The organism is Blastococcus sp. SYSU DS0617, from assembly GCF_054051075.1.
Genome location: NZ_JBJHAO010000010.1, coordinates 68,045 through 83,468, shown reverse-complemented (window position 1 = coordinate 83,468; position 15,424 = coordinate 68,045). Strand labels below are relative to the sequence as shown.

Annotated in this window: 16 protein-coding genes; 11 read left to right on the top strand and 5 right to left on the bottom strand. The window is 72.4% G+C overall.

The annotated features are described in order from the left end of the window. The first annotated feature begins 162 nt into the window (after nt 1–162). Entirely contained in the window at nt 163–1,983 is a 1,821-nt protein-coding gene (locus ACI793_RS12730; protein WP_456606735.1) for a DEDD exonuclease domain-containing protein, read from the top strand. After that, nucleotides 1,980–2,267, top strand: coding sequence for an Lrp/AsnC family transcriptional regulator (locus ACI793_RS12725; protein WP_311346710.1), 288 nt, complete (start codon nt 1,980–1,982; stop codon nt 2,265–2,267). Before ACI793_RS12730 ends, ACI793_RS12725 begins: the two co-directional genes overlap by 4 nt. Before the next feature lie 4 nt (nt 2,268–2,271). Here the strand turns inward: ACI793_RS12725 and trpD are convergent, their stop codons facing one another. Both trpD and ACI793_RS12715 read right to left on the bottom strand, forming a co-directional pair. After that, nucleotides 2,272–3,339 (bottom strand): anthranilate phosphoribosyltransferase, encoded by a 1,068-nt coding sequence (trpD, locus tag ACI793_RS12720; RefSeq protein ID WP_456606734.1) that lies wholly within the window; start codon nt 3,337–3,339, stop codon nt 2,272–2,274. 7 nt (nt 3,340–3,346) lie between these two features. Next, nucleotides 3,347–3,772: a hypothetical protein gene (locus tag ACI793_RS12715; RefSeq protein ID WP_456606733.1), complete on the bottom strand. Its 426-nt coding sequence runs from the start codon at nt 3,770–3,772 to the stop codon at nt 3,347–3,349. 149 nt (nt 3,773–3,921) lie between these two features. On the opposite strand from ACI793_RS12715, the gene ctaE reads away from it, so the two are divergent. From ctaE to qcrB, 4 genes are read left to right on the top strand one after another with little or no spacing between them, the layout of a single operon-like run. Beyond that, on the top strand, nt 3,922–4,518 hold the full coding sequence (gene ctaE, locus ACI793_RS12710; RefSeq protein WP_456606732.1) for an aa3-type cytochrome oxidase subunit III: 597 nt from the start codon (nt 3,922–3,924) through the stop codon (nt 4,516–4,518). A gap of 7 nt (nt 4,519–4,525) precedes the next feature. Then, nucleotides 4,526–5,383 carry a cytochrome bc1 complex diheme cytochrome c subunit gene (gene qcrC, locus ACI793_RS12705; RefSeq protein WP_456606731.1) on the top strand — a complete coding sequence of 286 codons (858 nt, stop codon included), beginning with the start codon at nt 4,526–4,528 and terminating at the stop codon, nt 5,381–5,383. Next, nucleotides 5,380–6,492 (top strand): cytochrome bc1 complex Rieske iron-sulfur subunit, encoded by a 1,113-nt coding sequence (gene qcrA / locus ACI793_RS12700; RefSeq protein ID WP_456606730.1) that lies wholly within the window; start codon nt 5,380–5,382, stop codon nt 6,490–6,492. The genes qcrC and qcrA overlap by 4 nt, the downstream gene beginning before the upstream one ends. Next, a complete protein-coding gene (qcrB, locus tag ACI793_RS12695; RefSeq protein ID WP_456606729.1) occupies nt 6,492–8,153 on the top strand; it encodes a cytochrome bc1 complex cytochrome b subunit in 1,662 nt (553 codons plus the stop codon). The genes qcrA and qcrB overlap by 1 nt, the downstream gene beginning before the upstream one ends. A gap of 878 nt (nt 8,154–9,031) precedes the next feature. Here qcrB and ACI793_RS12690 read toward each other — a convergent pair. Together ACI793_RS12690 and ctaC are read right to left on the bottom strand one after the other, a co-directional pair. Beyond that, nucleotides 9,032–9,436 carry a cytochrome c oxidase subunit 4 gene (locus ACI793_RS12690; protein ID WP_456606728.1) on the bottom strand — a complete coding sequence of 135 codons (405 nt, stop codon included), beginning with the start codon at nt 9,434–9,436 and terminating at the stop codon, nt 9,032–9,034. Between the two features lie 51 nt (nt 9,437–9,487). Further along, the gene (gene ctaC / locus ACI793_RS12685; protein ID WP_456606727.1) at nt 9,488–10,375 is read right to left on the bottom strand and encodes an aa3-type cytochrome oxidase subunit II; all 888 of its coding nucleotides are present in this window, start codon (nt 10,373–10,375) and stop codon (nt 9,488–9,490) included. A 231-nt stretch (nt 10,376–10,606) separates the two neighbouring features. On the opposite strand from ctaC, the gene ACI793_RS12680 reads away from it, so the two are divergent. The 3 genes from ACI793_RS12680 to asnB are packed head-to-tail and all read left to right on the top strand — an operon-like array spanning nt 10,607 to nt 13,293. Continuing rightward, nucleotides 10,607–10,972 (top strand): metalloprotease, encoded by a 366-nt coding sequence (locus ACI793_RS12680; protein WP_456606726.1) that lies wholly within the window; start codon nt 10,607–10,609, stop codon nt 10,970–10,972. Next, nucleotides 10,962–11,312, top strand: a complete 351-nt coding sequence (locus tag ACI793_RS12675) for a DUF3817 domain-containing protein (protein ID WP_456606725.1) — start codon at nt 10,962–10,964, stop codon at nt 11,310–11,312. Before ACI793_RS12680 ends, ACI793_RS12675 begins: the two co-directional genes overlap by 11 nt. Nucleotides 11,313–11,361: 49 nt before the next feature. Continuing rightward, nucleotides 11,362–13,293 (top strand): asparagine synthase (glutamine-hydrolyzing), encoded by a 1,932-nt coding sequence (gene asnB / locus ACI793_RS12670; protein ID WP_456606724.1) that lies wholly within the window; start codon nt 11,362–11,364, stop codon nt 13,291–13,293. Nucleotides 13,294–13,449: 156 nt separating this feature from the next. Here the strand turns inward: asnB and ACI793_RS12665 are convergent, their stop codons facing one another. Next, nucleotides 13,450–13,821 (bottom strand): HesB/IscA family protein, encoded by a 372-nt coding sequence (locus tag ACI793_RS12665; RefSeq protein WP_311346722.1) that lies wholly within the window; start codon nt 13,819–13,821, stop codon nt 13,450–13,452. A 141-nt stretch (nt 13,822–13,962) separates the two neighbouring features. On the opposite strand from ACI793_RS12665, the gene ACI793_RS12660 reads away from it, so the two are divergent. Continuing rightward, a complete protein-coding gene (locus tag ACI793_RS12660) occupies nt 13,963–14,574 on the top strand; it encodes a DUF3043 domain-containing protein (protein WP_456606723.1) in 612 nt (203 codons plus the stop codon). A gap of 12 nt (nt 14,575–14,586) precedes the next feature. After that, a complete protein-coding gene (locus tag ACI793_RS12655; protein ID WP_456606722.1) occupies nt 14,587–15,390 on the top strand; it encodes an MBL fold metallo-hydrolase in 804 nt (267 codons plus the stop codon). Nucleotides 15,391–15,424 lie beyond the last annotated feature (34 nt).

Sequence of the window (15,424 nt, the reverse complement as noted above, 5' to 3'; positions counted from 1 at the left end):
GCCTGGTCGCCCACCGCTGGAATGTTGTCCCGATCACCGGCATAGCGCCAGGTGGGCGGCCCTGTTGCCGCCCGGGTGGGCGAATCGTGCCGCGTTGCCGGGGCGGACCGGGTCGGCGCGGCGTCCCCGGGACTGTCGGCACCCCGACCTAACGTCCGGCCCGTGAGCTCCTCCCCCACCCTTCCTCGCTACGTGCAGGGCACGATCGAGGAACTGGGCACGCCGCTGGCCGAGGTCACCTTCGTGGTCGTCGACCTGGAGACCACCGGGGGCTCGCCGAAGGACGACGCGATCACCGAGATCGGGGCGGTGAAGGTGCGCGGCGGCGTGGTGCTGGGCGAGTTCCAGACGCTGGTGGACCCGGGAAGGGCCATCCCGCCCTACATCAGCGTGCTCACCGGGATCACGACGTCGATGGTCGCCGCGGCACCCCGGATCGGCACGGTGCTGCCCGCGTTCCTCGAGTTCGCCCGCGGCGCGGTGCTGGTCGCGCACAACGCCCCCTTCGACCTCGGGTTCCTCAAGGCGGCGTGCGCGGGGAACGGGGTGCCGTGGCCGCCGGCCGCGTCGGTCGACACCGCCGTGCTGGCGCGCAGGCTGCTCAGCCGCGACGAGGTGCCCAACTGCAAGCTGGCCACCCTCGCGCCGTTCTTCTCCGCCACCACCTCTCCCACGCACCGCGCGCTGGACGACGCCCGGGCCACCGTCGACGTCCTGCACGGGCTCTTCGAGCGGCTCGGACCGCTCGGTGTCTCCTCGCTCGAGGAGCTGACCGGGCTCACCCGGCAGGTCGATCCCGAGCGCCGGCGCAAGCGCCACCTGGCCGACGCCGTCCCGCACGGCCCCGGCGTCTACCTCTTCCGCGGTCCGCGCGACGAGCCGCTCTACGTGGGCACGTCGACCGATCTGCGCACCCGGGTGCGCAGCTACTTCACCTCCGGTGAGCAGCGCAGCCGGATCACCGAGATGGTGGCGCTGTCCCAGCGCGTCGAAGCGATCCCGTGCGCCCACGCGCTGGAGGCGGCGGTGCGCGAGCTGCGGCTGATCGCCGAGCACAAGCCGCGGTACAACCGCCGCTCCCGCTTCCCCGAACGGGCCCTGTGGGTCCGCCTCACCGACGAGCCCTTCCCCCGGCTCTCCGTGGTCCGCCGCGTGCGCCCGGGCGCCGGGGTCTTCCTCGGCCCCTTCCCCGACCGGCGGGCCGCCGACGCCGCGGTCGCGGCCGTGCACGAGGCGCTGCCGCTGCGGCAGTGCACCGCCCGCATCCCGGCGCGCGCCCCGACCGGCTCGGCCTGCGCGCTGTTCGACATGGGCCGCTGCGGCGCCCCCTGCACGGGCGCCCAGTCCGTGACGGCGTACGCCGACGTCGCCGCGGTGCTGCGTGCGGCGGTCGCGTGCGATCCCACCGCGCTGGTCAGGCCGCTGCTGGACCGCGTCGAGCGCCTGGCCGCGGAGGAGCGCTACGAGGACGCCGCCGTCCTCCGCGACCGCGTCGCCGTCCTGCTCCGCGCCGTCCGCCGGCGGCAGCGGCTGGAGTCGCTCGCAGCCGTCGCCGAGCTCGTGCTCGCCCGTTCCGACGGCGCGGGCGGCTGGGAGCTGTCCGTCGTGCGCCGCGGCCGGCTGGTCTCCGCCGGGGTGGCCCCGCGGGGCGCGTCGGTCCGCGGCACCCTCGCCGGCCTGCTCAGCACCGCGGAGACCCCGATCGGTCCCGACGGCGAGATCGCGGCGTCGGTCGACGAGACCGAGCTCGTCCTGCGCTGGATGGAGAAGCCGGGCACCCGACTGGTCGAGCTGGACGGCACGCTCGCCAGCCCGGCCCCGGGCACGGGCCCCTTCAGCCGGTTCCTCGCGATGGCCGACGGCAGCGGTGCCGGCCGCGATCCGTTCGCCGACGGCCGCTCGCTGGGCACGCGTGCCCGGCCGGACCGGATCACCACGGGCGGAGGCGCCGCTCCGCGGGCCCGGCTAGCATCGCCGGCGTGATCACCGCCATCGTGATGATCGATACCGCCACCGACTCGATCCCCGAGGTGGCCGCGGCGATCGCCGACCTCGACGGGGTCAGCGAGGTCTACTCCACCGCCGGCGAGGTCGATCTCATCGCCCTCGTCCGGGTGCGCGAGTTCGACCAGATCGCCGAGGTGATCGCCGGCCGCATCAGCAAGGTCCCCGGCGTGCTCGAGACCGAGACGCACATCGCCTTCCGGGCGTACTCCCGCCACGACCTCGAGTCGGCGTTCGCGATCGGGTTCGAGTCGGCCGACTGACGGCTCAGCCGGCCGACCCGTCGCGCACAGCGCGGCTCACCGTCACCCAGCGGTCCAGCAGGGCCGCGGCAAGGCCCTCGTCGATCGCCGCGTTCGCCCGGGCCAGTCCGGCGGCGAGCCCCTCGTGCAGGCCGTCGGAGTGCTCGTCGAAGGCGGCCAGCGCCGCGGCCGCGTTCAGCACGACGGCGTCCCGCACCGGGCCCCGCTCGCCGTCCACCACCCGCCGGAACACGTCCGCGTTGTAGGCGGGTGACCCGCCGCGCAGGGCGTCGGGAGCCGATGCCGGGATCCCCAGGGCGACCGGGTCGACCCGGTCGGGCACGACGACGCCGTCCCGGACCACCCACGCGGAGGACGTCGTCGCCGTCGTCAGCTCGTCCAGGCCGTCGTCCCCGCGGAACACCACCGCCCGGGCACCGCGGGCGGCCAGGACCTCGGCCAGCACCGGCGCCATGCGCCGGTCGGCGCAACCGATGGCCGCGGCCACCGGCCGCGCGGGGTTGGTCAGCGGCCCGAGGAAGTTGAAGACGGTGGCGATGCCCATCTCGCGCCGCGGCGCACCGGCGTGCCGCATGCCGGGGTGGAACACCGGCGCGAAGAAGAACCCGATACCGGCCTCCTGCACGCAGCGGGCGACCCCTACGGCGGGCAGGTCGATGACCACGCCCAGCTCCTCGAGGACGTCCGCCGCCCCCGAGGAGGACGACGCCGCGCGGCCGCCGTGCTTGGCGACCGGCGCCCCCGCCGCGGCGGCGACGACCGCCGCCATCGTGGAGATGTTCACCGTGTGCGCGCCGTCGCCCCCGGTGCCGACGATGTCCACGCACGCCAGCGGCAGCGCGACCGGCGTCGCCTGGGCCAGCATCTCCGCCGCCAGACCGGAGACCTCCTGCGCCGACGCACCCTTGGCGCGCAGAGCCACGGCGAAGCCGGCGATCTGCGCGGGCGTGGCCTCGCCGGTCATGACCTCGCGCATGGCCCACGCGGTGTCCGCGGCCGCCAGGTCCTGCCCGGCCAGCAGCCGGTTGAGCAGCCCCGGCCAGGACGGCCGGGCCGGAGGAGCGGCAGTCACCGCGCGGTCACCGGACGGCGGGGCGGCGTGCGGAGCTGCGCAGCAGGTCCGCGACCAGCCCGGGCGCGGTCAGCGGGTCGACGGGCAGGGGCAGCGTGCCCTCGGCACGCGACCAGTGCGCCAGCCAGCGGTCGGGCTGCCGGGCGATGAGGACGCACACGGCCGGGCGGTCGGGCACCTCCTGGTCGAGCTGTCGCGCCAGCGCCAGCCCACCGGTGGGCTGGGCCTCCCCGTCGAGGATGCACAGCGCGATCCCACCTCCGCCGACGGCGGCGACCACCTCGTCGCCGGTGGCGCACTCGACCCAGGTGAGCGGGCCGACGTCGGGGGCGGGGCGCCGCCCCACGGCCGTGAGAACGGCCTCGCGGGTCTCGGCACGGGAGCTGTAGACCAGCACGGTGGCCGGTGCGTCGGGGGTTCCGGCTGGGCTCACGCGGGCGAGCCTAGTGGTACGCCCGGCACTCTCCGGGGAGGGCGGCCGCGGCGGGGACCGGGAGAGTCCGCGTGCGCGCCACGCCGGGCCGACCCGAGGTCGAAACGGTCCGGACCCGATGCCATGATGACCGGGTGACAACGGCCCCCGTGGCGAGCAGCACCTTCGACACCTCGCGGGTGCACTCCCTGACCCGACCGAACATGGTCAGCGTCGGCACGATCATCTGGCTCTCGAGCGAGCTGATGTTCTTCGCCGGTCTGTTCGCCATGTACTTCACCGCGCGAGCCCGGGCCATCGACGGGTGGCCGCCGGAGCCGACGGAGCTGAACCTCCCGTACGCGACGTTCTTCACGCTGATCCTGGTGGCCTCGTCGTTCACCTGTCAGTTCGGCGTCTTCGCGGCCGAGAGCGGCAACGTCTACGGCCTCCGCCGCTGGTTCACGATCACCTTCGTGATGGGCCTGATCTTCGTCGTGGCCCAGATGAACGAGTACCGCGAACTGGTCCACCACGGCACGACCATCTCGTCGTCGGTCTACGGCTCCGTCTTCTACCTGACCACGGGGTTCCACGCGCTGCACGTGATCGGCGGCCTGGTCGCCTTCGTGTACATCCTCATCCGGTCCACCATGGGCCGATTCACGCCGGCACAGGCGACCGCGGCGATCGTGGTCTCGTACTACTGGCACTTCGTCGACGTCGTGTGGGTCGGGCTCTTCGCCACGATCTACCTGATCCGCTAGGGGAACGGTGTCCACCACGCACCCGCAGTCCGACGCCGAGTCCTCCGCCGTCGACACCGCGACCACCAGCCCGCTCGCCCGGGCCCGCGCCCGCCGGCGCAGCAAGCACCGCCGTCGCGTGGCGAACGTCGCCGCGCTGATGGCCGGGCTGATCCTCACCGGGGCGCTGTACTCGGTGTTCAGCCCCGCCCAGGCCGCCCCGGCCCAGGGCGCCAGCGAGTCCGCCGCCGAGGCGGCCGGCCGTGACCTGTACACCCGCAGCTGCATCACCTGCCACGGGGAGAACCTCGAGGGCGTGCCCAACCGCGGGCCCTCCCTGATCGGCGTCGGCGAGGCCTCCGTCTACTTCCAGGTGCACACCGGTCGCATGCCGCTGGCGCGCCAGGAGGCCGACGCCGCCGACAAGCCCGCGGTCTTCTCCGACGAGGAGATCGACCAGCTGATGGCCTACATCCAGGCCAACGGCGGCGGCCCCCGGCTGCCGAGCGGCGACCTGCGCGACGGGGACATCGCCGAGGGTGGCGAGCTGTTCCGCCTGAACTGCGCCTCGTGTCACAACTTCGTCGGCGAGGGCGGCGCTCTCTCCTCGGGCAAGGCTGCCCCGAGCCTGAACGACGCCAACGACCTCGAGATCTACACGGCCATGCTCAGCGGGCCGGAGAACATGCCGGTGTTCGGTGACAACCAGCTGACGCCGGAGGAGAAGCGCTCGATCATCGCCTACATCCAGACGGTGAACAACCAGGCCGACCCCGGTGGCGCCGGCGTCGGGCGGATGGGCCCGGTCGCCGAGGGTCTGGTCATCTGGGTGGTCGGGGTCGGCGTGCTGATGTTCGGAATCTTCTGGATGGGGAGCAAGGCGTGACGACGCACGACACCCGCCCCGGCTCCGCCGGCGGTGCGGACACGCCGGGACCGCTGCACGGCGGCCCCGACGAGGACTACACGCCCGAGCAGCTCGCGGCGATGCCGCGGGAGGACCTCGACCGGCTCGGCGCCCGGTACGACGGGGTCGAGATCCTGCACGTCGACCCGGGCCCCGAGCCCGGCTCCCCGATGGAGAAGCGGGCGGTGCGCCAGGTCGGCCTGCTGTTCACCCTCGCCGGGCTCTCCGCGCTCGCGTTCGTCGTCGTCTACGTCGGGTCGGGCTGGTTCTTCCCCGACTGGCAGTGGGACGTCGCCGACACCGGCTGGAGCACCATCTTCACCCCCCTGCTGGGCGCCACGATGGGCCTGTCCCTGGCGCTCGTCGGCGTCGGGCTGGTCGTCTACGGCAAGAAGCTGCTGCCGCACGAGACAGCGGTCCAGGACAAGCACGACGGCTCGCACTTCGACCGGGTCACCACCGGCGCCACGCTCGTCGGCGGCCTGCACAACAGCGGGCTCGCCCGCCGCAAGCTCATCACCCGGTCGCTCGGCTTCATGGGCGGCGGCCTGGGCCTCATGCTGCTCATGCCGCTCGGCGGCCTGATCAAGAACCCGAACACGGGCAACCCGCTCGGCCGCACGTCGTGGGCCGAGGGCGTGCGGCTGGTCCGTTACGACGGCAGCCCGATCCGCCCCGGCGACCAGGAGCCCGGCTCCCTGGAGACGGTCTTCCCGGCGGTACCGGGCGGCAACCACCAGTCCGATGCGGCCACGATGCTCATCCGCCTCCGTCCGGCGCAGCTCGCAGAGGACAGGCCACGCGAGGGCCAGGCTGACTACGGCTACGGCGACTACGTGGCCTACTCCAAGATCTGCACGCACGCCGGCTGCCCGGTGTCGCTGTACGAGCAGGAGACCAGCCGGATCCTCTGCCCGTGCCACCAGTCGCAGTTCGACGTGACCCAGGGAGCCAAGCCGGTCTTCGGGCCGGCGACGCGCGCCCTCCCCCAGCTGCCGATCACGGTCGACGACGAGGGCTTCTTCGTCGCCCGCAGCGACTACCCTGAGGCCGTCGGCCCCACGTACTGGAACCGGGAGCGCATCTGATGGCAGCAACCGCCACGGCCCCGGGGGCTCCGACCACCCGGCTCGGCAAGGCCGCGACCGAGTTCGACGACCGGCTGATCGTCGCCGGCCCCCTGCGGCGGACGCTCAACAAGGTCTTCCCCGACCACTGGTCGTTCCTGCTCGGTGAGATCGCGCTCTACGCCTTCCTCATCGCGCTGCTGTCCGGGACCTATCTGACGTTCTTCTTCGACCCGTCCCTGCGCGAGGTCGTGTACGAGGGCTCCTACGCCCCGCTGCGCGGCGTGACGATGTCGGCGGCCTACGACTCGACGCTGGACCTCTCCTTCGACATCCGCGGCGGCCTGTTCATGCGGCAGGTCCACCACTGGGCGGCGCTGCTGTTCGTCGCCGCGATCGTGCTCCACCTGCTGCGCATCTTCTTCACCGGCGCATTCCGTCGGCCGCGTGAGTCCAACTGGCTGATCGGCGTGGTCATGCTCGTGCTCGCCCTGCTCATGGGCGTGACCGGGTACACCCTCCCCGACGACCTGCTCTCCGGCACCGGGCTGCGGATCATCAGCGCGATCATCCTGTCCATCCCGGTGATCGGGACCTGGGCGCACTGGGCGGTCTTCGGTGGCGACTTCGTCGGCGAGCTGATCATCGGGCGCTTCTACATCGCGCACGTGCTCATCATCCCGGCGATCCTGCTGGCCCTGATCGCGGTGCACCTGTTGATCCTGGTCAAGCAGAAGCACACCCAGTTCGCCGGCCCGGGGCGCACCGAGCACAACGTGGTCGGCAACCGGCTCTTCCCCACGTTCGCGGCGAAGGCGACCGGACTGCTCTTCATCGTGTTCGGCGTGGTCGCCGCCCTGGGCGGTCTCGTCCAGATCAACCCGGTCTGGCTGTGGGGCCCGTACAACCCGGCGCAGGTGTCGGCCGCCTCGCAGCCGGACTGGTACATCCTCTTCCTGGACGGCTCGACGCGAATCTTCCCCGCGTGGGACATCAACCTCCCGGGCGACTACACGATCCCGGCGCTGTTCTGGCCGACGGTCGTCATCGCCGGCGCCATGTTCACCGTGCTCGCGCTCTACCCGATGATCGAGCGCAAGCTGACCGGGGACACCGCCTCCCACCACCTGCTGCAGCGTCCGCGCGACGTCCCGGTGCGGACCTCGCTGGGCATGATGGGCCTGACGTTCTACGGCGTGCTGATGCTCTCCGGCGGGAACGACGTCTTCGCGGACAAGTTCGATGTGAGCCTCAACGCGATGACCTGGTTCGGCCGGCTCGGCGTGATCGTCCTGCCGCCGCTCGTCTACGTCATCACGTACCGCATCTGCCTGGGCCTGCAGATGCACGACCGCGAGGTGCTCGAGCACGGCATCGAGACCGGCGTCATCCGGCGCCTGCCGCACGGTGAGTTCATCGAGGTGCACCAGCCGCTCGGCCCGGTGGACGAGCACGGTCACGGCGCTCTCGCCTACGGCGGGGCTCCGGTGCCCAAGAAGATGAACCAGATCGGCGGCGCACGGCGCGCGATCCGCGGCTTCTTCCGACCGATCGAGGAGCCGGCCCAGGTAGAGCTCGAGCAGCGTCGCGAAGGCCGCGGGCTGGCGGCCGACGAGAGCCGCGAGCTCACCTCGTCCGGCCGGCCCTCCGAGGGTGGCCGTCCGCAGGAGCCGCGCGACTGACGTCGGCATCGCACGTAGGCAGGGCCCCGGTGGATCCGTCCACCGGGGCCCTGCTGCATGTCGGGGCGGCTCCCTTCGGGCTCGCCCCCTCCCCCGGCACCCAGGTCGTTCCCAGGGCTCCCGCGGACCGTGCAGCGTTTCCCGACGCGGGCTCCACCCCACCGGCAGTCCCTCGACCGCGCGCACCGGCCGGCGCCCTCGACATCGCCGGCCCGCCGTCCCGCTGCGCCGCACCCGCGCACCTTCCCCCGCCGTAGCCGCGCTCGCCGGCCGGCCTCGGGGCGCCACCGCCGCGGTGGCGCCCTTCTCAGCGTGGGTAAGCGTTGCAGGACCGCCCACCCTGGTACAGCGACAGCACAGGCCGCGAGCCGACGCCCCGGCATCGCGGGCGCTCCTCGCGCTCCTGTGGCTCTGGAGCACTCCCCCGGCGCAGTCCACCGGTACGTCGACGGCCAGTGGCTCCACCTCGCCGCCTGCTTGCCCGGAGCGCTGCCAGCTCGTCGTCGTCGACACCACCGATGCGCATCGCCCCGGGGTCTCGAACCGCCGCCGTCGGACCGTCGAGCCAGGACACCCACGACCGCCCGCGTGATGGGCTGCCCGGGTCCATCGGTCGCGTGGTCCACAGGCGGTCTGCAGCCGGCTGCCCCACCGCTCGAGGAGGCGGGAGACCGTGCGCCGGCCGCGACGCTGTACGCGGACGCCCGCTCAGCCACCCGGCGGCGCTGGCGGCGGCCTGCTGTACGCCCGCCTGGACGGCCGGGCCGCCGCACGTGGACAGTCCCGGCGCCGCTCGTCCGGGCCGGCCTGGGTCCCCACCCAGGACGGACGAGGGCCCCTCCCGCCGCAGCGGAAGGGGCCCTCGGACCGGACCGGACTCAGCTCTGCGTGGCGTTCTGCCCCACGTAGTACTCGAACAGCAGCCCGCCGACCGTGCACAGGACGGCGACCGCCCCCATCGCGATCAGCCAGAAGTACCAGTAGGCCAGTCCCAGGCCCGTCAGGCCCACGGAGAGCGCGAGCGCGAACGGCCAGTAGCTGGCCGGGCTGAAGAACCCGAGCTCACCGGCGCCGTCGGCCATCTCGGCGTCCTTGCGGTCCTCGGGACGGGCGTCGATCCGCCGCGACACGAACCAGAAGAACGCGCCGATCATGCCGGTCAGGCCACCCGAGAGCACCAGCGCCGTCGTGCCGATCGGCTCCCTGGCCCAGACGCCGTAGACCACGGCCGCCACCACGCAGAAGAACGCGATGATGTTGAAGATGAGCGCCTCGACCTTCATGGCCGTGCCTCCTCAGGCGTCGTGACGATGCGGACCGGGTGCGTCCGGCGGTCAGCCACCGGTCTCTCGCAGCTGCTCGAGGTTCTTGTCCTGGAACAGCTCGAGCGGCGTCGTCGACGTGGCGGCACCCGGCTGCCCGATCTCCGCCAGCGCCTCGTAGGTGCCCAGGCCCGACTCGCGCGCCGCGAGGTAGTCGTCGTACTCGTCCCCGGAGACCGCGCGCACCTCGAAGTTCATGTACGCGTGGTAGGTCCCGCACAACTCGGCACACCGGCCCACGTAGGCACCCTCCTCGCGGACGGTCACCTCGAAGACGTTGTCGCGCCCGTTCTCGTTGCCGGGGATGACGTCGAGCTTGAAGAGGAACTCAGGCACCCAGAAGGAGTGGATGACGTCCGCGGAGGCGACCTCGAAGCGGATCGTCCGGTCGGTCGGCAGGACCAGGACCGGGATCTCGGTGCTGGTGCCGATCGTGTCGACCGGCTCGCCGTCCTCGCCGGCCGTCTCCGGGTAGACGAACTGCCAGTTCCACTTGAAGGCGTTGACCTCGATCGTCTCGTCGGGGTTCTCGCTGCGCTCCAGGACGTTGTTCTGGGTCACCACGGTGAAGAAGAAGAGACCGGCGATGATCAGGAACGGCGCGATCGTGTACGCGATCTCCAGCGGCAGGTTGTAGGCCGTCTGCCGGGGCAGCTCGTCGCTGCGCTTCCGGTGCGCCACCATCGAGTAGAAGATCAGCGCCCACACCGCGATGCCGACGATCAGCGCGGCGATGACCGACCCGGTCCACAGCTCGCGCATCGCCTCGGACTCTTCGGTGATGCCCTCGGGCCATCCGAATCGCCAGAACTCGTTGTTGGGCATGTCGCACCCGCTGAGGGTGAACACCCCCAGGAGACCGAGCGCGGCCAGCCGCGCGAGCCTGCTGCCTCGAGCCACTGCTCGTTGCCTCCTCGTCCTCCGTCCGGTGCGCCCGGACGGTCCTTCCAGCGGGTCCACGAGCCGGTTTCGGCAGGCGGCGTCCACGCCGATCACAGTGTGTGCCGAGACTAGCCGACGTCGCTCGGCGGTCGACCACCGGAGACGCCCACCCGGCGGGTCGCGGTCCCTGTGGCCGAGGACGCGCCCACGACGACGGGGCCGGTCGGTCAGGGCGGTTAGAGTCGAGGCGTGTGGTCCCGCCTGCTCACCCCGAAGTGGGTGCTCCTGCATCTGCTGGTGGCCGCGCTCTTCGTCGCGACCTTCTTCCTCGGGTACTGGCAGCTGACCAAGGCCGAGGCCGGCGGCGGGGCGGTGAACTGGAGCTACGCGCTGCAGTGGCCGCTCTACGGGGCGATGGGCCTGTGGTTCTACATCCGCATGGTGCGCGACGAGCTGCGCCGCGACCCGGACGAGGACCTGCCGGGACGTGCAGTGGTCCTGTACCAGCGGCCGCGGATCGACACCACGGGCGACCCCGAGCTGGCCGCCTACAACGCCTACCTCGCCGAGCTCAACGAGCGGGCACTCGGGCAGCGGAGCAGCAGTGGCCACTGAGCGCACGGTCTCGTCACGCAACTCCGACGAGGCCATCGGCCAGGCGATGCTGCGCTACCGGGTCATGGCGACCGTCGTCGGCGTCCTGCTCATCGCCCTGATCTTCGTCGCCGTGCCGCTCAACCACCTGGCCGACGTCCCCGGGCCGTCCACGGTCCTGGGCACCGCGCACGGCTGGCTCTACGGACTGTTCTTCCTGTCCACGGTGGACCTCGCGCTGCGCGCCAAGTGGACCCTCAAGGGCTTCCTGCTCACGGTGATCGCCGGGACGGTGCCGGTGCTCTCCTTCTTCGCGGAGCGGCGCGTCACGGCGAAGATGCGCGCCGGCGAGCGGGTCTGACCCCCGCCGGCCCTGCCCTTCCCCTGCTATCCCCGGAGACCTGCCCCTCATGTGCGGCCTGCTCGCCTACTTCTCCACCGACGCCGACCGCGTCGACGACACCACCGTCTCGGCGGTGCGGGCGGCCCAGCACTGCCTGCGGCACCGTGGCCCCGACGAGACCGAGCAGTGGTCCGACGGCCGCGCGGTGTTCGGCTTCAACCGGCTGTCGTTCATCGACATCGAGCACAGCCACCAGCCGATGCCCTACGCCGACGGCCGCTACCGGATCGTCTTCAACGGCGAGATCTACAACTACCTGGAGCTCCGGGAGGAGCTGAAGGCAGCGGGCGCGACGTTCGCCACCGAGGGCGACACCGAGGCGATCGTCGCCGGCTTCCACCTGTGGGGCGAGGACGTGGTCCACCGGCTCCGGGGCATGTTCGCGTTCCTCATCTGGGACACCGAGAAGCAGACCGTCTTCGGGGCCCGTGACCCGTTCGGCATCAAGCCGCTGTTCGTGACCCGCCTGGCCGACGGCGCGCTCGCCTTCTCCTCGGAGAAGAAGGCGCTGCTGGAGCTGCTCGGGGGCAGCGCGGCGGCCGGTGGGGTCGACGCCGCGTCGCTGCAGCACTACCTCACGCTGCAGTACGTCCCCGAGCCCGCGACGCTGCACCGCGGCATCCGGCGCATCGAGAGCGGCACCAGCTTCACCGTCGCGGACGGCGAGCTGACGACGACGCGCTACTTCCACCCCACCTTCCCGATCCGGCCGGTGGCGAAGGACGACCAGCAGGCTCTCTACGACCGCATCGCCGAGGTGCTTGACGACTCGGTGCGCGTGCACATGCGGGCCGACGTGACGGTGGGCTCGTTCCTGTCCGGCGGGATCGACTCCACGGCCATCGCCGCGCTCGCCAAGCGCTACAACCCGAACCTGCTCACGTTCACCACCGGCTTCGAGCGCTCGGGCTTCTCCGAGATCGACGTCGCCGCGGAGTCGGCCGCCGCGATCGGCGTCGAGCACATCACCAAGGTGGTCAGCGCCGGGGAGTTCGCCGATGCCATCCCGCTGGTGGTCTGGTACCTCGACGACCCGGTCGCAGACCCCGCGCTGGTCCCGCTCTACTTCATCGCCCGCGAGGCCCGCAAGCACGTGAAGGTCGTGCTGTCGGGGGAAGGCGCCGACGAGCTGTTCGGGGGCTACAACATCTACCGCGAGCCGCTGTCGCTGGCCGCGTTCGAGAAGCTCCCGTCGGGCGTCCGGCGGGCACTGGGTGCCCTGTCGGCGAAGCTGCCCGACGGGATGCGCGGCAAGGACCTGCTGCGCCGCGGGTCGATCCCGCTGGAGCAGCGTTACTACGGGAACGCCCGCCTGTTCCGGGACGACGAGCTGGGTCTGCTGCGCACGCACGACGCGGACCTCTCGCACGTCACGGTCACCCGGGAGCTGTACGAGCGCACCCGCGCCGCCGGCTACGACGACGTCACCGCCATGCAGTACGTCGACCTGTTCACCTGGCTGCGCGGGGACATCCTGGTCAAGGCCGACAAGATGACCATGGCCAACTCGCTGGAGCTGCGGGTGCCGTTCCTCGACCCCGAGGTGTTCCGGGTCGCCGGGACGCTGCCGGTCGACCAGCGGGTGACCAGGGAGACGACGAAGTACGCGCTGCGCCGGGCGCTGGAGCAGATCGTGCCGGCGCACGTGCTGAACCGCCGGAAGCTCGGTTTCCCGGTGCCCACCCGCCACTGGCTGGCCGAGGACCTGCACGACTGGGCGCGCTCGGTGATCGAGGCCAGCCACACCGACGAGTGGCTGGACAAGCAGCAGGTGCTGGCGATGCTGGCCGCGCACCGGCAGAACCAGCGCACCGGTTCCCCGGTCGACTACTCGCGCAAGCTCTGGACGCTGCTGGTCTTCATGATCTGGCACGGCATCTTCGTCGAGGGGCGCATCCGCCCGGAGATCCCGCAGACGGTCTACCCCGTCCGCCTGTAACCCCGCCTCCCCCAGCGCCCACATCGGCGATGTGGTCCTCACCGGGCGCCTTTCGCACCCACATCGGCGATGTGGGCGCGAGAAGACGGGTCGAACGCGACAGCGCCCGGTCTCCCTCGCGGGAGACCGGGCGCTGGTCCGTTCAGGCGCTGGTGATCAGCTGAACGAGTCGCCGCAGGCGCAGGAGCTGCCGGCGTTGGGGTTGTCGATCGTGAAGCCCTGCTTCTCGATCGAGTCGACGAAGTCGATCGTGGCACCGCCGAGGTAAGGGCCGCTCATCCGGTCGACGATGACCTCGACCCCACCGAACTCGTAGGTCTGGTCCCCGTCGAGGTACCGCTCGTCGAAGAAGAGCTGGTACCGCAGGCCCGAGCAGCCGCCGGGCTGGACGGCGATGCGCAGACGCAGGTCGTCGCGGCCCTCCTGGTCCAGCAGCGCCTTGACCTTGGCGGCCGCGGGGTCGCTGAGCAGCACGCCCGTGGATCCGGCCGTGCCACCGTCGAGAGTCGTGGTGTCCTGCACCGTCATATCCGTGTCCTCCTGCATCCGAGGTGTCTGCTGCGCACCATCTGCGGCAGACCAACGCCGCCGTGGCGGAGCTTCTTCCACTGTACGGCGCCGTCGCACGATTCCCGAGGGCCCGCGGCGGTCCACGTAGACTCCCGCCCTGTGAAGCTCCGCCTGCCCGGCCGCCGGAACGCCGCCGAGACGACCGACACCGCCCCCTCGGCCGACTCGGGCGCGCACGTCGTGAAGACCTCGGGCAAGGGCCGTCCCACCCCGCGCCGCAACGAGGCGCAGGGTCGCCGCCCGGGGCCGCCCCCGCCGCCGCCGACCACGCGCAAGGAGGCCTACCGCCGGATGCGCCAGCAGCAGGCCGCCCGCCGGTCCGACGCCCGCGGAGCAGCGGCGCGCGGTGACGAGGCCTTCCTGCCCGCGCGCGACCGGGGTCCGGTCCGCAGGACGGTGCGCGACATCGTCGACAGCCGGCGCAACGTGGGCAGCTGGTTCCTGGTCATCGCCGGTGTCGCCCTGGTCGGCACGTTCGTGCCCAGCACCGCGGTCCGCGGGTACGCCAGCTTCCTGCTGTTCGGCTTCTTCATCCTGCTGATCGTCGACTCCGTCGTCCTGAGCCGGAAGATCAAGCGGACGCTGGCCGACCGGTTCCCGGCGGGGACCGAGAAGACCCGTGGCGCTTGGTGGTACGGCGTCACCCGCGCGACGATGATCCGCCGCTGGCGGTTCCCCAAGCCCGAGGTGCCGCTCGGCGCCGACGTCTGACCGCCGGACCCCGTGCGCGTCCGGCTGCTCGGCACCGGCGCGGCCGACGGCTGGCCGAACCCGTGGTGCTCCTGCGCGTCCTGCTCGGACGCCCGCGTCCGCGGTGAGTCCCGGCGGCAGACGTCGGTGCTCGTCGACGACGCCGTGCTGCTCGACCTCTCCCCCGCGCTGCCACCCGGCGGCGTCTCGCTGGCCGGCGTGCACACGATCCTGGTGACCCATGCGCACCCCGATCACTGCGCACCGTTCGCCCTGCTCTGGCGGCACTGGGTAGCTCCCGGCGAGCCGCTGACCGTCGCCGGCCCCGCCGCCGTGCTGGCCGAGTGCCGCCCGTGGCTGGCGCCGGACGCCCCGGTCGAGCTGGTCGAGGTCGAGCCGGGGCGCACGCTGCACGCGCGCGGCTACGACATCCGGGTGCTGCCGGCCGACCACGAGGTGCCGGCCGTCCTCTACGACGTCACCGGTCCCGACGGGGCCCGGCTGCTCTACGCCACCGACACCGGTCCGCTGCCCGAGGCGGCGGTCGAGGCGGCGCGTGGGGCCGCGTTCGACGTCGTCCTGCTCGAGGAGACCTTCGGCGACCGGCTCGACCACGGCACCCACCACCTCGACCTCTCCACGTTCCCCGCGCAGCTCGCCCGGTTGCGCGCCGCCGGCGCGGTCACCGACGGCACCGAGGTCGTGGCCGTGCACCTGAGCCACCACAACCCGCCGGCCGGCCTGCTGGCCGGGCGGTTGGCGCAGCACGGCGCCCGGGTGCTGCCCGATGGCGCGGAGCTGCAGATCGATCCCGCCCGGCGCTCCGCGACGGCCTGACCGGGGCGGACGGGCGGCCGGCGCCGGAGGGGCC